Here is a 21,449-nt window from a genome sequence, read left to right on the forward strand (position 1 = left end):
ACTCACGCCCGAGGGGTGATGTCAATGGAACTTTCGTGATCATCTTTGTCGGCGGTGGTCGGCGCCCCGCGGCGCGACGTGCCCCACCACGCCATCCACGTCGGACGTTGTCCTGATTGCCGGCCCCGGACCGGTAGTGTCGGCGGAATGACACGGTCCAGCGAGGCGGTGCCCACCCCGATGCGGATTCTCGACCAGGCCGGGGCGGCCTACGCGGTGACCGAGCACCGGGCCATCCGCACCGCGGACGACGTGGCGACGTGGCTCGAGCTGCCGGTGGAGCGGTCCGTGAAGACCCTGGCCTTCGAGGGCGCGCGGGACGGGCTGGTGCTGGCGGTGCTGCCCGGGCCCGCCCGGCTCGACTACCGGGGCCTCGCGGAGGCGGTCGGCACCTCCCGCTCGCGGCTGCGCCCCGCGGACCCGGCCGTGCTCGACGCGCTCGACATGGAGCCGGGCGGAGCCAGCCCGCTCAGCGACGCCGAGGGCGTCATCACCGTCTTCGATGTCGCGGTCGCGGGCATGGGCCCCGTCTACTGCGGCAGCGGACGCAACGACCGCACCCTGCGGGTCGACGGTCGCGACCTGCTCAGGCTCGCCCGCAACCCCCGCGAGGCGCGCATCGCCCGCCCGGCGGGCTGACCTCACCCGAGCCGGGCGGAAGCCGTCCGCCGGACCACCGCGCCCCGCAGGGCGACGGCCGCGGCAGCCGCCGCGACGCCGGCCGCGGCACAGGTCACCCAGAGCGCCGTCGGCCCCGCCGCGTCCAGCACCGCGGCGCCGACGAGCGGCCCGACCAGGCTGGAGGCGCCGTACGCCATGCCGAACAGGCCGCTGTAGCGCCCCTCGGACCCCGGCCTCGCGATCTCGGTCACCAGGGTCGGCCCGACCGTCGCCACGCCGATCTCCCCCACCGTCCAGACCAGGACCGCGAGCACGTAGACGGGCACGTCCCGCGCGGCGGCGAGCAGCCCGAAGCCCACCCCCGTGACAGCCAGGCTGCCGGCGTAGACGGGCATCCGCGGCCAACTGGCCAGCCGCCCGACGAGCAGCGGCTGCACCACCAGGATCACGATCGGGTTCACCGCGATGACCAGCCCGTACGCCGTGGCGGGCAGCCCCTGGTCGAGCATGATCAGGGGCATCGTCACATACGCCTGCACGAGCAGCACCGCGAAGACGAGGAACGTGCCGGTCACCGCCCACAACAGGGCGTCGGAGACCGGGCCCGCGCCGCCCCGGCCGCCGTCGCGGGCCCCCGCCCGCCGGTCGGGCGGCAGAAGCCGCACCGCGACCAGCGCGAAGATCACGCAACTCGCCGCGTCGGCCGCGAACAGCAGCACGAAGCCGCGCTCCGCCATGACGCCACCGGCCAGTCCCGCGACCGCGCTGCCCAGGTTGACCGCCCAGAAGATCAGGCCGAAGGCCCGCGCCCGGTGCTCGCCGGGGACCGTGGCGACGACGAGAGCGGCCAGGGCGGGCCGGTAGAGGTCGACGGTGAGGCCGTAGAGCACCACCGCGCCGACCAGGGTGGGCAGGGTGCCGGCCCAGGGAATGGTCATCGCCGTCGCCGCGGTGGCCAGCAGCCCGGCGACGAGCGTGCGCCGCCCGCCCCACCGGTCCGCCAGCCAGCCGCCGAGCGGCTGCGACACCACGGCCCCGGCGCCGAAGCTGGCCAGGACCAGACCGACGGTGCCGGGTGACAGGTGCCATCGACCCGACAGGAACAGCGCGAGGAACGGTTGGATCAGGTAGCCGAGCCGATTCAGCAGGCTGCCGGTCCACAGCGCCCAGAAGGCGCGCGGCATCCGCTGCCGCCCGGTGGCGGAACTCTCCTGGACCAGGTCCGTCATCGCCGCACGGTCACCCGGTGGCCGCCGGTGGACTCCAGCTCGCCGATCACCCGGTCGAAGAAGTCGCGCAGTGCGGCGCGCATCGGCGCGAACACGGCGGGGTCGGCTCCGGACACGCCGCCGATGTGGTTGGCCAGCAGGTGGTAGGTGTTCGCCCCGACGTCGAGCTTCTTGACCTCGTTGCCGCGTCCGAGGCTGAAGACACCCACGCCGTGGCCCTCGCCCCAGCGGTAGATCTCGTAGAACGCGGCGCGGTAGACGTTCTGACCGGGCGACACCAGGGCGGCGTCGATGCCCTGGGCGAGGATGGTCAGCTCGGTCCCGGTCGGGTCGAGGAAGCAGAGCACGACCTGCACGGTCGCGCCGTCGGCACGCGACTGCCGCAGGAAGAGCCGCATGCGGTCGCGCAGCGGCGAGTCCAGGACCAGTTCGAGGGCGGTGGCCGACAGGTGGTTGTAGCGGTGTCCGTACTTGGCCAGGTTGAGCGCGTGCAACCGGTCGAAGTCCTTGAGCGCCGCGGGGTCGGCCGCCGCCTCGGCGCCGTCGAGGACGCGGTAGTCGTACTCGCCGGCCGCGCGGCGCACCAACCGGCGCAGGTCGCGGTAGCGGGAGTTGCCCAGGTGGGCCCGCAGGTCGTCGTCGACGCCGGCGCGCACCCGGTACTGCGCCTCGATGAACCAGGGCAGGTCGAGGAAGCCGTCCGCGGCGAGCGCGGCGGTGTCGACGGTGGTGCGGATCTGCGGGTAGAGCAACCAGTCCGCGCCGGCCCGCCGGGCGCGCTCGCGGTCGGCCCGGCGCCGCTCGTCGGCGGGCGCCGGGATGTGCATCTCGTAGAAATGTCCGGCCGGCACGAAAGCCGTGCCGCGATTGCAGTCGTCATCCTGCATTCCGACGTCGGCGGTGACGGCTCGCCAGTGGATTATCTTACTGAGCGGCACCGCCGGCTCGGCGACCTCGTACATCCTGCAGAACATTTCCTGGAACGTCGCCTCGGCCGTTTTCCACATGGTCGAACTTCCCTTTCCCGCACGCTTTTCCGTGACGCCCCCGTCACGTGTCCCGCGCCCCATGATGTCAAACCGCACGACGACGCGTGCACCCGAGAACGACGACCATATCGGCTTTTATGGTTGTTTCACGCTCACCGGGCGGGGTGATCCGATCACTCAGGCGAGAGCAAACCGGCGTTGGCCGGGCCGCCCTGAGCTGCGCACATCACTTCTGCATTGATCAACGACTAACTGGTCCACGACTATCAGGGTGGACGGCGATGCCCGTGCGTGTCAGGATGGGCGAGCCTTCGCGGCGTCAGACCGGCGTGGGACACAAGGACGTTCCCCCCGGTTCCGCGGAGCCAGATTCCTCGTTCCGGCGGCCAGCCCTGTCGCCGAGCGCGGCAGTCACCACGGGGAGGGCGTCATCGTCATTCGACGTGTCCGCGGAATCCGGTACGACGAGGTGCAGGCCTGCTGGCCGGCGACCGGAGATGTCATCACGCAAGCCGACGTCGACGCCGTCGTCGAACAGGTCACGAGCGAGCCGGGCGCCGAGTGCCTGCGCGTCGTGGTCTTCGGTGACGTCGATCTGGCACCCGACGGGGACCGGCCGCTGCGCCCGCTGACCGCCGGGCGCCAGTACGCGGCCACCGGACGGCCCGGCGTCGAGGTCACCGCGATCGTCCCGCTGCCCGGCGCCGAGGTGGAGGTCGTGGCGCTCGGCCCCGGCACCCGCCTGGTCCGCACCCACGAGGACGGCGTCGAGGTCCGGCGGCTGGCGCACGTCGCCGCGCCCAGCCGCGAGGGGTCCACGTTCGAGCAGTCGATGGCGGCCCTGCACGGGCTGGAGGCGGCGCTCACCCAGGCCGGCATGGAGCCCCGCCACCTCGACCGCACCTGGTATTTCCTCGCCGACATCGAGGAGACCTACGCCGAGCTGAACAAGGCGCGCGACGCCACCTTCGACAGGTGGAAGCTGACCACCTACCCGGCCAGCACCGGCATCGGCGCCGGACTGCCGCCCGGCCAGGCGGTGGCCGTGATGGCCGAGGCGGTCGCGCGGGACGGTGAGCCGGCGGCGACCCCGTTCGGCACCGAGCTGCAGTGCGCGCCCTACGACTACGGCCCCCGCTTCGTGCGCGCCAACCGGTCGCACCGCAACGGCTGCGAGGTGGTGCACGTCTCCGGCATCTCCAGCATCGACCAGCGCGGCGTGTCCCTGCCGCAGGATGACGTGCGGGCCGCCGTGGACTACGCGATGGCCAGCTTCACCGACCTGCTCGCCGGCGCGGACCTCACCCCGGAGGACGTGGTGAGCTGCTACGTCTACTGCAAGGACGCGGAGGCGAGAAGCGCCTTCGAGGCACACTGTTCGGACGCCGGCTTCACCGTGCCGTACCTGCTGAACACCGTGGACGTCTGCCGTCCGGAACTGCGCTTCGAGATCGAGGGCCGGGCCGTGCGGAGGCAGCCGACATGAGCCGTCGCGTCGTCGTGCTGGACAACTTCGACTCGTTCACCTACAACCTGGTGCAATATCTGGCCGTCGCCGGCGCGCGACCGACGGTCCTGCGCAACACCGCGGCGCTCGACGAGATCGCCGCACAGCACCCCACCCACCTGGTGCTGTCGCCCGGACCGGGCTCCGTCGACAATCCCGGTTCCTACGGCGTCTGCCTGGCCGCCCTCGCCCACTACGCCGGCCGGGTCCCGGTGCTGGGCGTCTGTCTCGGGCACCAGGCCATCGGCCGGTTCTACGGGGCGCGCACGGCGCGCCTCGCGAGCGTGCGGCACGGCCACGTGTCGACGATCCGGCTGCGCCGCAGCAGCCGGATCTTCGCCGGGGTGCCCAGCGGCTTCCCCGCCATGCGTTACCACAGCCTGGCGGTCACCGCGGCCACCCTCCCGGCCGACCTGCGGCTCGTGGCGAGCGCCGACGACGACGAGTGCGTGATGGCCGTCGAGCACGCCCGGCAGCCGGTGTACGGAGTCCAGTTCCATCCGGAGTCGATCGGCACGCCGGCCGGGCAGCTGATCATCGACAACTTCCTGTCCGTGACAGGTTCGAGGAGCGACAGTGGCTGAGGAATTCATCTTCGATCTGGCAGACGCCGGCCGGTCGGACGTCGTCGACCAGCTCATCGAGGCCGACGACCACATACCGGGGCTGGTGTTCACCTATCCGCCGATCTCCCTGTGGGAGCCGCGGGACGCCACCGCCTCCGACCCCGACACCCTCTGGGCCGGCAGCGACACCTTCTCCTACAACCTCTACATCCACATCCCGTTCTGCCGCCAGAAGTGCAGCTTCTGCTACTACAGCGTGGCCGTCGTCCAGGACGACACCCAGGTGATCTGGGACTACCTGCACTGCCTCGAGAAGGAGGCGTTGCAATACCTGCCGATGATGCGGAGCAAGAAGATCGAGACCGTGTTCATCGGTGGGGGTACACCCAGCCGGCTCAACCCCGCGCAGATCGAATTCCTCTTCGAGCGGGTCATCCGACGGTTCGACCTGTCCGAATGCCGCGAGATCACCTACGAGTGCTCGCCGGACTCGGCCACCGAGGACCGCATCGCGGTCATGGCGGCCAACGGGACCAACCGCCTGTCCATGGGAGTGCAGTCGCTCGACCCGGAGATCCTGCGCAAGTCGCGCCGCTCCGACACCCCGTCCAGCGTGGTGCGCACCTATTACCACATGGCCGACAGCGGCGTGCCGAACGTCAACATCGACCTCATCGCGGGCATCGAGCGCGAGGCCTTCGACAACATGCAGCGGACCATGGACGCGGTCACCGCGCTGGACCCGATGCCCACCCAGATCACCCTCTTCACGCTCTCCGTGCGCAAGGGCGCGATCAACAACACCACGTTGCGCGAGGAGGACCACGCCAAGCTCTTCCGGCGCAGCCTCGCGTTGTTCCGGTACGCCAAGCGCCGGATGCGGGAGAACGGCTACTGGCAGTACTCCCGCAACCTCTTCCCGCGCGAGAACTGGATCTTCCACTACCAGGACAACCACTGGGGCAACAACGGCTACGTCCTCGGGCTCGGCGCCAGCTCCTACAGCCATTCGCACGGCTACACGTACAGCAACGCCTTCACCTTCCGCGAGTACATGCGCCGGATCCAGGCCGGCGGGTCGGCGGTGGAGAAGGCCTTCCCACTCTCGGCGGACGAGTCGCTGCGCCGGCACCTCGTGCTCGCCATGAAGCACCGCGAGCTGGACGTCGCGCGGTTCAACTCCTTCTACCCGGCGGGCTCCGAGCCGCTGCGGCAGTTCCAGTCGGTCTTCGACGCGCTCGCCGCGATGGGCATCGTCACCGTCCAGGACGGGCGGATCGCGTACACGGAGGACTATGCCGACGTCAGCGACCGCTACACCCGGCTGTTCTACTCCGACGGGGTCAGCGACGCGGTCAGGCGCGGCGTCGGGCAGCTCACCGGGGCCGGCAGCAACGCCTTCAACTTCACCCTCTAGGGCGCCGATGTCGGCGCCCGCACCCGCTGCCACCACCGCCCGCGTACCCTTCGCCGGCGACCCGCACGACCTCGTCGAGCCGCTCGCGGAGCTGTTCGGACCGCTGTTCTGCTACCGCCTGCCCGGGCGGGAGCGGCGCACCCTCCTCGCGTCGCTCGCCGACGTGTGGCGGATCACGACCGACGGGATCGAGCGGGGCGGCGAACGCTTCGACGGCGACGTCGCCGCCCTGCTCGACCACCTGCTAGCCGAGGCCCGGCGCGGTCCGGGCGCCGACGTCGCCTTCGCCCTCTCCTACGACCTGTCCCTGCGGCTGCGGGCGGAGGCCGGCATCCCGGGCGGGCCGCCGCCGACCACGGCCCCCGGACGGCTGCTCGGCTTCGCCGGGCCGCTGCGACGCGCGGTGGTCCACGACCCCGCCACCGGCACCCTGAGCTGCGCCGGGGAGGACCGGGCCGACGTCATGTCGGCCTGCGCCCGCACCGCTGCCCGGACCGCGCCGCCGCCGACGGCCCCGCTGACCGAGGTCGTGACCGACATCGACCCGCACCGGTACGCCGACCAGCTCGCCCGAGCGCGCGAGCACCTGCTGGCCGGCGACATCTACCAGGTCGTCCTCTCGGTGCCGGTGCGGGTACGCCCGCGCACGTCGCTGCCGCGCTACTACGCCGACGTCGCCGACCGGTACGCCACGGCCGACTACTCCTACTGGTTCAGCCTCGACGGGGCCACGGTGTTCGGCAACTGCTCCCTGCCGCACGTGCTGGCGCGCGACGGGCGGGTGCGCAGCCGCGTCTTCGCCGGCACCCAGCCGGCCGCGCGGGACGAGCGGGAACGGCAGGAGCGGGGCGCGTCGCTGCGCGACGACCCGAAGTACTTCGCCGAGCACATCATGCTTGTCGACCTGGAGCGCAACGACCTCGGCTCGTACTGCGAGCCCGGCACGGTGGTGGTCGACCGGTTGTGCGAGCCGCTGGTGATCGGTCCCACGACGTATCTCGCCAGCGACGTCTCGGGCGCGTACGACACGGCGCGGGGGCTCGGCGGTGTCGTGCTGGCGAGTTTCCCGCGCGGGGTGGTGGTCGGCGCGCCGAAGCTGCGCGCCCAGGAGGTGCTGGCCGACCTCGAGGGCGAGCCGCGCGGGTTCTTCGCGGGCGCGGTGGGGATCTACGACGCGGCCCGCGACGCGCTGACCTCCAACACGATCGTCACGTGTGCCGAGCGGGACGGGCCGGACGTGCTGCTGCGCTGCGGCGGCGGCGTGGTCGCGGGCTCGGACGTCACGCAGGAGCTGGCGGAGTTGGACCTCAAACTGCGGTATCTGCGATAGCGGGGTGATGGGCATGATCGTTGTCGGCTTCAACGGTTTCACGCGGTCCGCGGAGCTGTTCGGCCGCCTGTTCCGGCGTTCGGGCCTCGACCGGCACCGGGTGCTGGGGCACGACGCGGCCGTCGCCGTGGTGGTCGACGGCGAGCTGGTCGCCGCCGTGGAGGAGGAGCGGCTCAGCCGGGTCAAGAAGACGTCCGACCTGCCGGTCAACGCGCTTCGCTGGGCGCTGGGAGAGGCGGGCGTCGGGCTGGCCGACGTCGACTGCTTCGCCTTCCCCTGGAGTTTCACCCCCGAGGTCTGGGCGGCGGAGCGGGCCGGGATCGCCCGGTCGGCGGTGCCGGAGCCGGAGCGGGCCGACCGCCTGGCCCGGCTGGAGGAGCTGCGCACGACGCTGCTCACGCCGGAGGCGATCCGGGCGGACTTCGCCGCGCGCACCGGTTTCACCATCCCGGCCGACCGGCTCCGGCTCGTCCCGCACCACCTGGCCCACCTGTCGTGCGGCTACCACACGGCCGGCTGGCGGGACGCGGCGTTCCTGGTCAGCGACGGCCGCGCGGAGCGCTACTCGTCGATCATGGGAGAGATCCGCGACGGCGAGGTGACGATCCTTCCGGACGCCACCGTCGACATCACCAACAGTCTCGCGCTGCTCTACAGCAAGGTCACCCGCTACCTCGGCTTCGTGCCGAACAACGACGAGTACAAGGTGATGGGGCTCAGCGGCTTCCATCCGCCGCTCGGCGCGGACAATCCGCTCCTGCGCGAGGTGATCACGCTGGAGGAGGCCGGCGGCTATCGGCTGCGGGTCGGCAACCCGCTGCTGGACACCCAGGCGTACTACTCCTACTTCGATGAGATCTTCGGGCGCACCGGCGACCGCACCGACTGGGACTTCCGGTGCCGGGTGGCCCGGGCGGTCCAGGACGCGGTCGAGGTGGTCACCCGGCACCAGGTGTCGGTGCTGGAGCGGCGCACCTCCGCGCGTAACCTGATCATCGAGGGTGGCCTGGCGCTGAACTGCGTGAACAACACCAAGCTGCTGGAGGGCTCCCGGTTCGAGGACGCGTCGGTCAGCTTCGGCGCGAGCGACCCGGGCGTGACGATCGGCGCGGCGGTGTACGCGTCACGCGAGCTGGGCCGCCCGGTGCGCCCGTCGCCCGGCCCGTACCTGGGACCGAGTTACACCGACGACGACGTCCGCGCGGCCCTCGCCGCGGTGGGTGACCGGGTCGAGTGGCGCGAGTTGGCCGAGGACGAGTTGCTCACCGAGGTGGCCAAGCTGCTCGTCGACCCGGTGGTGATCGGCTGGTTCCAGGGCGCCGTCGAGTACGGCCCGCGCGCTCTCGGCAATCGCAGCATCCTGGCCAACCCCGCGTTTCCCGATATTCAGGACGTCATCAACATCCGCGTCAAGCGGCGGGAGCCGTTCCGGCCTTTCGCGCCGGTGCTGCCCGCAGCGTCGGCGCAGGTGGTCCTCGAAATGGGCAAGAAGAGGTCGTCGCCCTACATGACATTCGTCTTCCCGGTACGATCCGAATACCAGAAGCTCGTTCCGGGCGCCGTCCACGTCGACGGCACCGCCCGGGCCCAGACGGTCGACGAGGCGGACAATCCCCTGCTGGCGGGGCTGCTTCGAGCCTTCGAGCAGGTCACCGGCGTGCCCTGCCTGATCAACACTTCCTTCAACGTCGCGGGGCAGCCAATCGTCGGGTCACCCGCCGATGGGCTAAGCTGCTTCCTCGATACGGAAATCGATTACCTGGTGCTACACCACTTTCTGATCAGCAAGGTGGCCTCCGGTGAGTCTTGACTTCGCTAGCCCCTATTGCCTCGTCCATTCCGAGGGTCGGGTCAACTACGCTCGCGGCGAGACCGTGCGGTCCTGGTCGCTCGCCGAGGTGCCCCGCCCGGCCGCCCACCCGGTGCTGACCATGGTGCCCTACGCGCAGTTGCGTGAGCGCGGCTACGTCTGCCACGACGACGACGAGCCCCTCATCTCGTTGGTGCCCAGCGAGTTCCGCGAGGTCGAGTTGGAGTCGTTCGCCGACGTGCGCGCCGACGTCCGGGTGGTCTCCGAGCCCGTGCACACTCCGGACGACGAGGAGTTCGCCGCCCGCATCGACCGGGTGATCAAGGAGGAGATCCAGCGCGGTGAGGGCTCCAACTTCCTCATCTCGCGGCGGTGCGACGTCACCATCGGTGACTTCGGGCCCGAGGTCGCGCACACGATCTTCGCCCGGCTCGCCCGCAACGAGATCGGGGCGTACCTCACCTTCTGCTTCTTCGACGGGGAGCGCTACTTCATCGGGTCCTCGCCCGAACGGCACCTGACCTACCGCCGCGGCACGGTCACGATGAACCCGATCTGCGGCACGCTGCCGCGCGCGGCGTTGCAGAAGCGGGCCGACCTCATCGAGTTCCTCTCCGACCGCAAGGAGGTGAACGAGCTCTTCCAGGTGGTCGACGAGGAGCTCAAGATGATGTCGCGGATCTGCGGCGAGGGCGGCGTCGTGCGCGGACCCTACCTCAAGGAGATGAGCGCGCTCGTCCACACCGAGTACGTGCTCGAGGGCAGCGCCACCATGAGCCCGCTCGACGCGTTCCGGGAGTCGATGTTCGCCGCGACCATGGTCGGCAGCCCGCTGGAGAACGCCGCCCGGGTCATCCACCGCCACGAGTCCGAGTCCCGCGGCTACTACTCGTCCGCCCTGATGATCCGCGGCCTGGAGGACGACGGGCAGGAGTGGCTGGACAGCGCCATCACGATCCGGACGATGGCGGTGGACGTCGAGGGGCACGCCGTGATCCGCAGCGGCGCCAGCGTCGTCCGCGACTCGGTGCCCGCCAAGGAGTGCCGTGAGGTGCGCACCAAGGCCGAGGGGCTGCTGAAGGCGATCACCACCGCCGAACCGCCCGGCCCCTTCCTCGACCGGTTCGTGGACGACAAGGTCGTCGAGGTGCTGAACGGGCGCAACCGCTACCTGTCCCGGTTCTGGATCAACAGGCAGGTCGACGACAGGTACGCCGCGCCCGAACTCATCGGCCGCTCGGTGCTGATCGTCGACAACGAGGACCAGTTCACCGAGATGCTCAAGCACATCCTCGAACACCTCGGGTTCAAGGTCACCATGCGCGACTACCGGGAGTCCGGCATCGGCCTGACCGGTTACGACCTGGTGCTCGTCGGGCCCGGTCCCGGCGACCCGAACGAGATGAACGACCCGAAGATCGCCCAACTGCACCGCATCGTGGGCGAGCTGATGAAGGCCGGCACGCCGTTCCTCGCCGTCTGCCTCGGCCACCAGATCCTCTGCCGTCTGCTCGGCATGACCGTGCACCCGGTGGACCCCCCGTTGCAGGGCGTGCAGGAGACCGTCGACCTGTTCGGCCGGGCCGAGCCGGTCGGCTTCTACAACACCTTCTTCGCCGACGCCCCGGCCGAGGCCCCCGCCGGGGTGACCGTGGCCGTGGAGCCCGACGGCCGGGTGGTGGCGCTGCGTTCCGAACGGTTCACCAGCTTCCAGTTCCATGTCGAGTCCGTCCTCACCACCAACTGCATCACCATCCTCCGGGAGGCGCTGTTGTGGCTGTTGAAATGAGCCTGCCGACGTCGGCGGGGTACGGCGACCTGACGCTCCTGGTCTGCGGGTTGTCCGCGGACGGCACCCACGAGCGATACCTCTTCCTCGACGTGGGCGCCCGGACCGTGCGGGAGACCACCATCGACATCGGTGACCTGCGGGCCCGGCAGTTGGCGGTGCTGCGGGAGCGGCTCAGCGACGGCCCGGTGCCCTACGGGCTGGGCCGGCTTGAGGACCTGCTCCCCTACTTCCTGCACCCGCACAGCTTCGTGCAGACCGGGGACGGCGAGGTCGTCGTCTCCTTCAAGCAGGCGCCCTACCTGCGTCGCCTCGGCCGCGACGGCGGCTCGCACCTGTGGCCGCCGGCGGCCGAGCTGGACTTCGCCGCGATGCAGAGTTCCACCAAGTGCGAGGTCGAACCCGGCGTGATCGCCTTCGCGATGACCGACACCGACGACCGCCTGCGCCGCTACCACGACCCGGACCAGCCGTTGCGCAGCAGCGCCTGGCGCTACGACCTGCGCACCGGCGCGGCGACCCGGCTGGGCGACCTGCCCGCGTTCGCCTGCGACACCATCCACGAGTTGGAGGCGTCGCCGAACGGGTTCATGGTCGGTGTCGACATGGACCTGTCGGTGCGTCCCGGCGTCGACGGCCGGGTGCGGGGCACCGACGGGGGCGTCCTCGACGTCGCGCGGTACGCGGCCAACGAGTTCCCCACCGGCCGGTTCGTCGTGGCGGACGAGAAGCTGACCCGCGCCTCGGTGCACACCACCGGCGCGAGCTGCTCCGCGCACGTCGACTTCGACCTGGACGACCCGGACGTCTTCTACGTCTCATGCAACAACATCTCCAAGTGGCAGAACAACGTCGTCGTGCACGGGCCGGGTGTGCTCGAACGGTGGCGCTACCGGGGCGGTCACGCGGTCCGGGAGGCCACCCACACCGGGCCGACCTTCCTGCGCATCACCTCGCAGCAGTTGTTCCACCGCGACGGCCGGCAGCTCATCGCGGTCACCGGCTTCCCGAACCGGCTGTTCGTCCTCGACCCGGCCGACATGTCCACGGTGTTCGACCTGGAGCTGTTCGCGCACGAGCCGGTCCGGCCGCCCTTCACCTGCGCCAAGAACAGCCAGTCGCCGCTCTACCTGGCGGTCGAGCCCACCGGCCGGTACGTCTTCATGACCGGCGCCTCGACCCTGTTCGTCGTGGACCTCGACGAGGGCCGCGTCGTCGAGCGGGTGCCGTTCTGCGAGCCCGGCTCGCTGATGGCCACCGCCCACATCGGTTTCGTGCGCTGACTAGCGCCTGCGTCGCGGGGGCTCCGGCAGCGCCGTGCGATCCAGCTTGCCGTTCGCGGTGAGGGGGAAGGCCGCCAGGCGCACCAGCCGGGCCGGCACCATCGGCGCGGGCAGCCGGTCGGCCAGGTAGGCCCGCAGTTCCCGCTCACCGGGGCCGTCGGGCGGCCCCACCACATAACCGACCAGGCGGTCGGCGCGTCCCTCGTCGCGGCGCAGCACGACGACGGCGCCGGTCACGCCCGGATGCCGGCGCAGCGTCTCCTCGATCTCGCCCGGCTCGATCCGCTGCCCGCGCAGCTTGATCTGGTGATCGAGGCGGCCGAGGAACTCCAGCACCCCGCCGGGCAGCCACCGGACCAGGTCGCCGGTCCGGTACAACCGGGCGCCGGTGGCGAAGGGGTCCGGGACGAACCGCTCCGCGGTGAGACCGGGCCGGCCGAGATACCCCCGCGCCAGCGCGTGGTCGCCACCGAGGTGAAGCTCCCCCGGCACGCCCTCGCGCACCGGGTTCCCGTCCGCGTCGAGCACCCGCACCACCACGTTCGCGATCGGCCTGCCGATCGGCACCGAGTCGCCGTCCTCCACCGGACGGCAGGGCCACCAGGTGACGTCGATCGAGGCCTCGGTCGGCCCGTACAGGTTGTCGATCCGCGCCCGGCTCCGCTCCCGGAACCGACGCACCGCGGCCGGTGGGAGCGCCTCGCCGCTGCAGACCACGAGCCGCAGCGCGTCGCACCCGTCCCAACCGGGCTCGTCGAGGACGGACTCCAGCATGGACGGCACGAAGTGGACCACGGTGATCCGCTCCCGCCGCATGACGGCCATCAGGTATTCCGGGTCGCGCTGCCCGCCGGGCCGGGCCAGCACCAGGCGGGCGCCCTGCGCGAGCGGCCAGAACAGCTCCCACACCGACACGTCGAACGTGGCGGGCGTCTTCTGGAGGACGGCGTCGGCGCTGGTCAGGGCGTACTCGTCCTGCATCCAGCGCAGCCGGTTGACGATGCCGCGGTGCCCCACGCCGACGGCCTTGGGACGCCCGGTGGAGCCCGAGGTGAACAGGACGTAGGCCAACCCCAGGTCCGAGGCGGGCGGCACCGGCGCGGCCGGGACGCCCGCGCGCAGCTCACCGGCGGCGACGGCGAGCACCTGACGGCTCCCGGCGACGGCCTCGGCGGCGGCCTTCAGCTCCGGCTCGGTCAGGACGAGGACCGCGCCGGCGTCGTCGAGCATGCCGGCGAGGCGGGGCACGGGGTCGCCCGGTTCCAGGGGGAGGTACGCCGCCCCGCTCAGCAGCACTCCGAGCAGCAGCACCGGGAAGCGGGCCGACCGTTCGGCGTAGACCGCCACCACGGCGTCCCGCTCCACCCCCGCCGCGACGAGCAGTCCGGCCACCACGCCGGCCTGCCGGACCAGTTCCGCGTACGTCAGCGACTCCCGCTCGTCCACGACGGCGCACGCCCCGGGCGTCCGGGCCGCCTGCGCCAGCACCAGTTCGGGCAGGTACGCCGTCACCGGAGTGCCGCCGTCGGGTCGACAAGCGCGATCAGGGCGGCCCGGGTCACCGGCGCGGTCGGCATCTCACCGGCGGGCAGGTCGAGCCGGAGCGTCTCGACGCCCGGGTGCTCGGCCGCGTAGTCGCGGCTGGCCAGCACCACGTCGGCGGGCCGGGGCGGCACCGGGTCGGCGGACGCCGAGAGCAGCACGTGCAGCCAGGCGACGTACCTGTCGACGAGCTGCTCGCGGGTGTCCTGCCGTTCGTCGTCGGGCAGATCGTTCGCGCGGGCGAACACGTCGAGGTCGCCGTCCAGGGTCCGCGCCATCGCGGACAGGGCCCGTGCCGGGTCGGCGTCGAGGGGCACCGTCGCCGGCTCGTCCTCGCGCAGGGCGGCGCGGAAGCCGCGGAAGTCGTGGTCCGCGGCGGCCCGGTCGGGCCAGGTCGGCTCGACCAGGGCGAGCGGCACTCCGGCCAGCTCGGCGGTGCGGATGGCCACCGGCGCCGCGCTGCAGTAGCCCACGATCAGGGCCGGGCGCACGCGGTGTACGGCCGCGGCGTACTCCTCGGCGAGGTCGGTGGCGCTGCGGAACCGGTCGGCGCGCAGAAGCGTCTCGACCGGGTCGGCGCGGTAGACGGGCCGGTCGGCGGGCGCCGAGGCCAGCAGCTCGCCGAGCCCGGCGCCGGCGGAGATGCGGATGAAGTCGATGATCACGAGCGGTACGCCCGGGCCGTCCGCGAGGACTTCCAGGGCCGGCGCCGATGCGGACACGGTCTCTCCCTGCGTCGCTAGTTGACGGGGGCCGGCAGGCGGTCGAGGGCCGCCCGCGTCAGCCCGCGCACGGTGGGGTCCTGCGCCAGGATCCGCAGGGGTACGCGGACGCCGCACCGCTGTCGCAGCCGGCTGAGCATCCGCACGGCGACCAACGACTCCCCGCCCAGCGCGAAGAAGTCGGATTCGGGCACCACGTCGGTCGCCCCGAGCAGGTCCCGCCACGCCGCGATGATCTCCCGTTCCAGGGCGGCGGCGGGAGTCTCGGGCTCGGCGGGCTCGGCCGGGACCTCCGCCTTCGCCTCCTCCGCCTTCGCCTCCTCCTCCGCCGCCGCCCCGGGCGGGGTGAGGTCGACCCAGTGCCGGGCGCGTTCGAAGGGGTACGCCGGCAGCGGCACCCGCCGGGCGGCCGGGTCGAGCCGGAACGCGGCCCAGTCCGGTTCGACGCCCGCGCTCCACGCCGTCGCGACAGCCCGCAGCAGCACCGGCAGCGCGTCGGGGCCCGCCGCGGCCGGCATCGTGGGCGCCACCGGGACACGCCCGCCGCCCGCCGCGCGGACCAGCGCGGTCAGTGCCCGGCCCGGTCCGACCTCCAGGACGACCGGGTGACGCACGGTCAGCAGCTCGGCGGCGGCCTCCCGGAACCGTACCGGCTCGCACATCTGCCGCACCCAGTGCTCGGCGGGGCGGGTCGTGCCCTCGACCACCGGTTGCCCGGTCAGACCACAGAGGACGGTGGTGGTGACCGGGTGGTGCGGCACCGAGGTCACGGCCGTGCGGAAGTCGTCGCGGATGCTGTCGAGCAGGCTGGAGTGGAAGCCGTGCGCGGCGGGCACGGGGCGCATCCGGATGCCGGCGGTGGCGCACCGGTCGGACAGCTCCCGCACCCCGGCCGGCGGGCCGGAGACCACGGTGACGCCGGGAGCGTTGTCGGCGGCCACCTGCACGCCGGGCGGCAGCAGCGCGGCCACCCGGTCCCGGTCGGCCAGCACGGCGGCCATCCGGCCGGGCGGGGTGCGCTCCACCAACCGCCCGCGTTCGGTGAGCAGGGCCAGGGCGTCGGCCGGGCGCAGGCCACCGGCCAGGCAGAACGCGGCGTACTCGCCGACGCTGTGCCCGATCAGCCGCTGCGGTCGCAGGCCCCAGTCGAGGAGTTGGCCGCCGAGCGCGTACTCCAGCAGGAAGAGGGCGGGCTGGGCGATCGACGGGCGGGCCGCCTGCGCCGCGGCGGACGGGTCGAGGAGCACGGCGCGCACCGGATCGGCGCTGCCCGCCGGCAGCGCGTCCAGGCCCGCGTCGATCCGCTCGCGGACGCCGGGCAGCCGCGCGTGCAGGCCGGCGGCCATGCCGGGAAACTGGCTGCCCTGCCCCGGGAAGGCGAACGCGAGCGTCGCCCGGCGGGGCACGGCGACCGGCTCCGCCTCGGTGCCGAGCTGCCGCAGCAGGTCGGCGCGGTCGGTGGCGACGATCGCCCGCCGGACCGGCCAGGCGGTACGGCCGGCGCGGCTGGTGTGCGCGACGTCGGCGAGTTCCCACCGGGGCGTGTTCGCGAGGTGGTCGGCGAGCCGCCGCGCCGCCGCCCGTACCGCCTGTGGGGTGCGTCCGCTCAGCACGACGAGATCGGCGTCCGCCGCCCTCGGTGTGGCCGGGGTCGGGGGCGCCTCCTGGAGGACGACGTGGGCGTTGGTGCCGCCGATGCCGAACGAGCTGACGCAGCCCCGGCGCGGGCCGCCGCGCGCCGGCCAGGGCTCGGCCGTCGTGTTGACGCGCAGGCCGGCCTCGGCGAACGGGATGCCGGGGTGGGGCCGGTCGTGGTTCACGGTGGGCGGCACGATCCCGTGGCGCAGGGCGAGCAGCATCTTGATCATCCCGGTGATGCCCGCGGCGGCGTCGAGGTGGCCGAGGTTCGGCTTCACCGACCCCAGCAGGCGTACGCCCGCCGGCCCGCCCCGCCCCAGCGCCTCACCGAGGCCGGCGACCTCGATGGCATCGCCGACCTCGGTGCCCGTGCCGTGTGCCTCCACCACGTCGACGCTCGCCGGGTCGACGCCGGCCCGGGCCCAGGCCATGCCGATCACCTCGGCCTGACCGGCGACCCCGGGCGCGGTGTAACCCACCTTCGCGGCCCCGTCGTTGTTGACCGCGGAGCCGAGCACCAGGCCGAGGACCGGATCGCCGTCGGCCACCGCGTCGCACAGGCGCCGCAGCACGACGATCCCGGCGCCGTTGCCGGCCACCGTCCCGGCGGCGTCGGCGGCGAAGGCCCGGCAGTGCCCGTCCGGCGCGCCGATGCCGTTCGGCTCGTGGCGGTAGCCGCGCTGCTGGGGCGTGCTGACCGTCGCGCCGCCCGCGAGGGCGATGTCGGTGTCCCCGCTGTGCAGGCTCTCGCAGGCCAGGTGCACCGCGACGAGCGAGGTCGAGCAGGCCGTCTGCACGCCGATCGCGGCGCCGCGCAGGCCGAGACGGTAGGCGATCCGGGTCGCCGCGTGGTCCTTCTCGTTGCCGATGAGGATCGGGAGCGGGCCGAGCTCGGCGAGCAGGTCCGGCCGCCCGAGCAGGTGGTTCGCCAGGTAGGTGTTGACGCCGGTGCCCACGAAGACGCCGATCCGGCCCGGTTCCCGACTCGGCGGGTGGCCCGCGTACTCGAGAGCCTCCCACGCGCACTCCAGCAGCAGCCGGTGCTGCGGATCGGTGATCATGGCCTCCCGGGGGGAGAGGCCGAAGAAGGCGGCGTCGAAGTCCTCGATGCCGTCGAGCGTGCCCCGCACGGGCACGTAGTCCACGTCGTCGCGCTCCCGCTCGGTGACACCGGCGGCGGCGAGCTGCTCCGGCGTGAACCGGGTGAGCAGCTCCCGGCCCTCGACCAGCGCGTCCCACAGCTCGTCGAGCCCCGCGACCCCGGGAAAGCGGCCGGCGACGCCCACCACGGCGATCGGTTCGCGTCCGGCCGTCACCGGGTCACCCCGGCGGCCGTCCGATCCGCACCGCGCAGCCACGCGGCGAGCGAATCCACGGTGGGGTGCCGGTAGAGGTCCAGCAGCACGAGGGTCCGGCCGGGCAACCTGTCCCGCAGCAGTCGGTGCACCTTGGCCAACTGCAACGAGTCGCCGCCCACCTCGAAGAACGGCTCGTCGAAGCCGAAGTCGTCGTCGCCGAGCACGGCGGTCCACGCCTCGGCGATCAGTGACTCCAGATCCGCTGTCGACGGGCCGGGCGGCGTCGGGGCCGGGGGCGCGGCGTGCCCCTCCTCGCTCAGACGCAGGATCGCCCGGGCGTCGACCTTGCCGTTGGCGGTGAGGGGAAGGGCGTCGAGCACCACCCAGCGTTTCGGCACCGCGTACGCCGGCAGGCTCCGCGCGGCGAGCGCGCGCACCTCACCGACCAGACCGGCCTCCGGCGGGGCGACAAGCGCCGCCACCAGGAACCGGCCGCTCTCCGCGTCGCCGGCGACCACCACCGCCGCGTCGCTGACCCGTGGGTGCTCCAGCAGCCGGTGGGTGACCTCGTCCCGCTCGACCCGGTGCCCGTCCAGCTTGACCTGCTGGTCGCGGCGGCCCAGGAAGCGCAGTCGTCCGTGTTCGTCCCAGCGCACCAGATCGCCGGTCCGGTAGTAGCGGGTGCCGTCGCCGAGCCGCCGGAACGCCTCGGCGGTGCGCTCGGGATCGTCCAGGTAGTCGCGTGCCAACCCGGTGCCGGCGGCGCACAGCTCCCCCACCGCGCCGGGCGGCAGCAGCTCGCCGCGCTCGTCGAGGACCAGCAGGCGGGTGCCGCACACGGGCCGGCCGATCGGGACGTCGGCGTCCAGCTCGCACGGGTCGTCGACGTGGTGCACGGTGGTGAAGACGGTGTTCTCGGTGGGGCCGTAACCGTTGGTGACCCGCAGACCCGGGCAGTGCCGCAGCACGGCGGCGACCTGGCGGGCCGGGACCACGTCGCCACCGGTGAGCAACTGCCGGAGCCCCCGGAACGCCGCCGGGTCGTAGTCGGCGAGCACCCGGAACAGACCGGCGGTGAGCCAGGCGACGGTGACCTCGCGCTCGGCCAGGAACCGGGCCAGCTCGCCGGGGTGCGGCACCGGGCCGGGGAAGATCTCGACCCGCCCGCCGGTGAGCAGCGGGACGAACAGCTCCATCGTGGAGGCGTCGAAGGCCAGCGGCGCGAGCCGCAGGAAACCGGCGTCCGGCCCGTGCCGGAACACGTCGGGGTCGTGCACGAGGCGCCGCACCGCGGCGTGGGTGATCCGGGCGGCCTTGGGCTCACCCGTCGACCCGGAGGTGAACGCCAGGCAGGCGACCCGCTGCGGATCGGCCGGCGCGGCGGCGGGCGGGGTGTCGCCGGTGCGCGCCGGCCGGGGCTGCCCGGTGCGGACCGCGCAGACCCCCGGGGCGAGCCGGGCGACCCGCGGGTCACCCACGACGGCGGCCGGGCGGCACCGGGCGAGCTGCGTCGCCACCCGCTCGTCCGGGGCGTCGGCGTCAATGCCGACGTACGCCGCCCCCAGCCGCAGCGTCGCCAGCACGGCCACCACCTCGGTGGTGGTGCCCGGAGCGGCCACGACCACCGTCGAGCCGGTCGTCACCCCGGCGTCGGCCAGCTCGGCGGAGAGCCGCTCGGCGAGGTCGTGCAGCTCGGCGTACGTGGTGCTGCCCTCGGGGCCGCGCACGGCGACCGCTCCGGGCCGGAGGCACACCTGCTCCGCGAACGCCTGCCACAGCCCGGCGCCCGGGCCGGCGTCCGGCCCCCGGCCCCATTCGCCGAGCCGGGCGCGCTGCCGCTCGGACATGCCCCGAACGGTTCTCAGCGGCAGGTCGCGGGCGTGTGCGAGCGCCACGAGGGTCGCCTCGAACGCCTCGGCCAGCTCCGCCGCGCCGGCCGGGGAGAGCGCGGCCAGCCGGTGCTCCAGCGCGAACCGGGGCCGCTCCCCCCACGCCTGGAGATAGAGCATCGCGTCGAAGACCGCGCCGCCGTCGTGGCCCTCGTGGACGGTCGCCGTCCCGGCGGGGCCGGACAGCTCGGCGGGGATCAGCTCGTCGTGGGCGGCGAACCCGATCTGGACCAGCGGGTTGCGGTCGATCGCCCCGGCGGCGCCCAGCTCCGTCACGAGCGCCTCGAACGGCAGGTCGGCGGCGGCCACCGCGTCGGCGAGGGCGTCGGCCACGGCGGGGGCCAGCGTGCCCGCGGGCGCGTCGTCGTCCCATCGGCAGCGCACCGGCACGACGCGGGTCGCGAGCCCGACCATCTCGCTCAGCTCGGCGGTCGGGCGCCCGGCGGCCGGCACCCCGACGAGCAGGTCGTCGACCCCGCACCGGCGGGCCGCGACAAGCGCCCACGCGGCCAGCAGCACCGCGGTGCGACTCACGGCGGCGCCGCGCGCCAGGTCGCCACACGCCTCGGCGGCCTCGGGTCCGAGCGTGAAGGTCAGCCGCGAGCCCGGACGCCCCGGCCGGTCGGTGGCGGCGGGCCGGCCGGGCAGCTCCACCACCTGCGGCGCCCCGGCCAACTGGGCGGCGCGACGTCTCCGCAGGTGGTCGTCGGGGCGGGCGGAGCGGAGCAGGACGTCGGGGGGTACGCCCGGCTCGGCCGGCGGCACGGTGCCGCCGAGGTACGCCGCGGCCAGCTCCCGCAGCACCAGCCCGACCGCCCAGCCGTCGAGCAGAGCGTGGTGGGCCAGCAGCGAGACGACGTGGCTCTCGTCCCCGGGCAGCTCGGTCAGCAGCCACTCGGCGGCCGGCCGGCGGAACGGGTCCAGGCCGGGCGCCAGGTCGGCGAGGTGCGCGTGGGCGACGTCGACCGGGTCGCCGCCGGGGGTGACCCGCCCCTGCTCCCGCAGCACCGGGCGCCACCGGCGCAGGACGCGGCGTCCCGGTTGGTCGCCGTCGGCGTCGAACACGGTACGCAGGGTCTCGTGCCGGGCGGTCAGCGCGTCCAGGCAGTCGCGGAGGTGCCGGGCGCGGGCGGGCCCCGGACAGCGGAGGCTGAACAGCAGGCGGTAACCGGTGCCCGGCCACTGCTGCTCGTGCACCAGCATGGCGTGCTGCGCGGGCAGCAGGGGACGTCGGTCCGACGCCGGGCGGTCCCGGTGCTCGGCCCGGTCCAGCGGGCCGCCGCGGCGCAGCGCCGCGGTGAGCGGCCCGGGACGCAACAGGTCGGCGAGGTCGATCCGGAGACCGAGTTCGCGCTCGGCCCGGGCGACCAGCCGCATCGCCCGCAGCGAGGTGCCGCCCAGGGCGGCAAAGGATTCCTGCGAATCTACCCGGAACTGCTTCTCGGAAATGTCGAGAACATCGCGGGAAAGCTGAACAAGAGCAGGGGAAATCGCATTTTCCAAGACGTCAAAACCCCCGTTAAGACGACGCCCGCGCGGGCACGCGGCTCTCAGTGAGAGACGGCATCGCACCCTAGCACGGGGCGACATTCCTGGCAATCCACAAAGATCATTCCCCGTGACACCCTGTACCAGCGCTGTTAGAATCGCTCGCGTCAATGCGGCCGTCGGGCGTCCCGGGCCGGAAGCACAAAGATCAACCACTCGGGAAACGCCGGCTCACACGCCGCACGCGCAGGTCAAACGGGGGAACGGCATGGCGCCACCGCAGTCCACCATGTCCGGACGCGGAAGCGGAACCGCAGACGGCACGGGGGCG

Annotated in this window: 15 protein-coding genes; 9 read left to right on the forward strand and 6 right to left on the reverse strand. The window is 73.1% G+C overall.

Annotated elements, in window-relative coordinates; genetic code table 11:
- The first annotated feature begins 147 nt into the window (after window positions 1-147).
- On the forward strand, window positions 148-639 hold the full coding sequence (locus tag O7619_RS22370; protein ID WP_282283234.1) for a YbaK/EbsC family protein: 492 nt from the start codon (window positions 148-150) through the stop codon (window positions 637-639).
- Between the two features lie 2 nt (window positions 640-641).
- Here the strand turns inward: O7619_RS22370 and O7619_RS22375 are convergent, their stop codons facing one another.
- Together O7619_RS22375 and O7619_RS22380 are read right to left on the reverse strand one after the other, a co-directional pair.
- Window positions 642-1,850, reverse strand: a complete 1,209-nt coding sequence (locus O7619_RS22375; protein ID WP_282283236.1) for an MFS transporter — start codon at window positions 1,848-1,850, stop codon at window positions 642-644.
- The gene (locus O7619_RS22380) at window positions 1,847-2,701 is read right to left on the reverse strand and encodes a GNAT family N-acetyltransferase (protein ID WP_282283237.1); all 855 of its coding nucleotides are present in this window, start codon (window positions 2,699-2,701) and stop codon (window positions 1,847-1,849) included. Before O7619_RS22380 ends, O7619_RS22375 begins: the two co-directional genes overlap by 4 nt.
- Window positions 2,702-2,750: 49 nt before the next feature.
- On the opposite strand from O7619_RS22380, the gene O7619_RS22385 reads away from it, so the two are divergent.
- The 8 genes from O7619_RS22385 (at window position 2,751) to O7619_RS22420 (ending at window position 12,541) form a co-directional block, all read left to right on the forward strand.
- The gene (locus tag O7619_RS22385) at window positions 2,751-3,080 is read left to right on the forward strand and encodes a hypothetical protein (RefSeq protein ID WP_282283238.1); all 330 of its coding nucleotides are present in this window, start codon (window positions 2,751-2,753) and stop codon (window positions 3,078-3,080) included.
- A 228-nt stretch (window positions 3,081-3,308) separates the two neighbouring features.
- Window positions 3,309-4,325, forward strand: coding sequence for a hypothetical protein (locus O7619_RS22390; RefSeq protein ID WP_282283239.1), 1,017 nt, complete (start codon window positions 3,309-3,311; stop codon window positions 4,323-4,325).
- Window positions 4,322-4,930, forward strand: a complete 609-nt coding sequence (locus O7619_RS22395) for an aminodeoxychorismate/anthranilate synthase component II (protein WP_282283240.1) — start codon at window positions 4,322-4,324, stop codon at window positions 4,928-4,930. The genes O7619_RS22390 and O7619_RS22395 overlap by 4 nt, the downstream gene beginning before the upstream one ends.
- The gene (locus tag O7619_RS22400; RefSeq protein ID WP_282283241.1) at window positions 4,923-6,329 is read left to right on the forward strand and encodes a coproporphyrinogen-III oxidase family protein; all 1,407 of its coding nucleotides are present in this window, start codon (window positions 4,923-4,925) and stop codon (window positions 6,327-6,329) included. Before O7619_RS22395 ends, O7619_RS22400 begins: the two co-directional genes overlap by 8 nt.
- 7 nt (window positions 6,330-6,336) lie before the next feature.
- Window positions 6,337-7,659 carry a chorismate-binding protein gene (locus O7619_RS22405; RefSeq protein WP_282283243.1) on the forward strand — a complete coding sequence of 441 codons (1,323 nt, stop codon included), beginning with the start codon at window positions 6,337-6,339 and terminating at the stop codon, window positions 7,657-7,659.
- Between the two features lie 13 nt (window positions 7,660-7,672).
- Window positions 7,673-9,469: a carbamoyltransferase C-terminal domain-containing protein gene (locus O7619_RS22410; RefSeq protein ID WP_282283245.1), complete on the forward strand. Its 1,797-nt coding sequence runs from the start codon at window positions 7,673-7,675 to the stop codon at window positions 9,467-9,469.
- The gene (locus O7619_RS22415) at window positions 9,459-11,258 is read left to right on the forward strand and encodes an anthranilate synthase family protein (protein ID WP_282283247.1); all 1,800 of its coding nucleotides are present in this window, start codon (window positions 9,459-9,461) and stop codon (window positions 11,256-11,258) included. The genes O7619_RS22410 and O7619_RS22415 overlap by 11 nt, the downstream gene beginning before the upstream one ends.
- On the forward strand, window positions 11,255-12,541 hold the full coding sequence (locus O7619_RS22420) for a hypothetical protein (protein ID WP_282283249.1): 1,287 nt from the start codon (window positions 11,255-11,257) through the stop codon (window positions 12,539-12,541). The genes O7619_RS22415 and O7619_RS22420 overlap by 4 nt, the downstream gene beginning before the upstream one ends.
- Here O7619_RS22420 and O7619_RS22425 read toward each other — a convergent pair whose 3' ends face one another.
- Genes O7619_RS22425 through O7619_RS22440 form a run of 4 tightly spaced genes read right to left on the reverse strand, consistent with a single transcriptional unit; the run spans window position 12,542 to window position 21,220 of the window.
- Window positions 12,542-14,053, reverse strand: a complete 1,512-nt coding sequence (locus O7619_RS22425; RefSeq protein WP_282283251.1) for an amino acid adenylation domain-containing protein — start codon at window positions 14,051-14,053, stop codon at window positions 12,542-12,544.
- Window positions 14,050-14,805, reverse strand: coding sequence for a hypothetical protein (locus tag O7619_RS22430; protein ID WP_282283253.1), 756 nt, complete (start codon window positions 14,803-14,805; stop codon window positions 14,050-14,052). Before O7619_RS22430 ends, O7619_RS22425 begins: the two co-directional genes overlap by 4 nt.
- A gap of 17 nt (window positions 14,806-14,822) precedes the next feature.
- Window positions 14,823-17,759, reverse strand: coding sequence for a beta-ketoacyl synthase N-terminal-like domain-containing protein (locus tag O7619_RS22435; protein WP_282283254.1), 2,937 nt, complete (start codon window positions 17,757-17,759; stop codon window positions 14,823-14,825).
- Window positions 17,756-21,220: an amino acid adenylation domain-containing protein gene (locus O7619_RS22440; protein WP_282283256.1), complete on the reverse strand. Its 3,465-nt coding sequence runs from the start codon at window positions 21,218-21,220 to the stop codon at window positions 17,756-17,758. Before O7619_RS22440 ends, O7619_RS22435 begins: the two co-directional genes overlap by 4 nt.
- Window positions 21,221-21,449: the final 229 nt, after the last annotated feature.

This window comes from Micromonospora sp. WMMD998 (genome assembly GCF_029581235.1).
Taxonomy (GTDB): Bacteria; Actinomycetota; Actinomycetes; order Mycobacteriales; family Micromonosporaceae; genus Micromonospora.

Bases quoted from the DNA above. Each gene is read 5' to 3' on its own strand.
- O7619_RS22370 (WP_282283234.1), top strand. From the start codon at position 148: ATGACACGGTCCAGCGAGGCGGTGCCCACCCCGATGCGGATTCTCGAC.
- O7619_RS22375 (WP_282283236.1), bottom strand. From the start codon at position 1,850: ATGACGGACCTGGTCCAGGAGAGTTCCGCCACCGGGCGGCAGCGGATG.
- O7619_RS22395 (WP_282283240.1), top strand. From the start codon at position 4,322: ATGAGCCGTCGCGTCGTCGTGCTGGACAACTTCGACTCGTTCACCTAC.
- O7619_RS22405 (WP_282283243.1), top strand. From the start codon at position 6,337: ATGTCGGCGCCCGCACCCGCTGCCACCACCGCCCGCGTACCCTTCGCC.
- O7619_RS22410 (WP_282283245.1), top strand. From the start codon at position 7,673: ATGATCGTTGTCGGCTTCAACGGTTTCACGCGGTCCGCGGAGCTGTTC.
- O7619_RS22420 (WP_282283249.1), top strand. From the start codon at position 11,255: ATGAGCCTGCCGACGTCGGCGGGGTACGGCGACCTGACGCTCCTGGTC.
- O7619_RS22440 (WP_282283256.1), bottom strand. From the start codon at position 21,220: ATGTCGCCCCGTGCTAGGGTGCGATGCCGTCTCTCACTGAGAGCCGCG.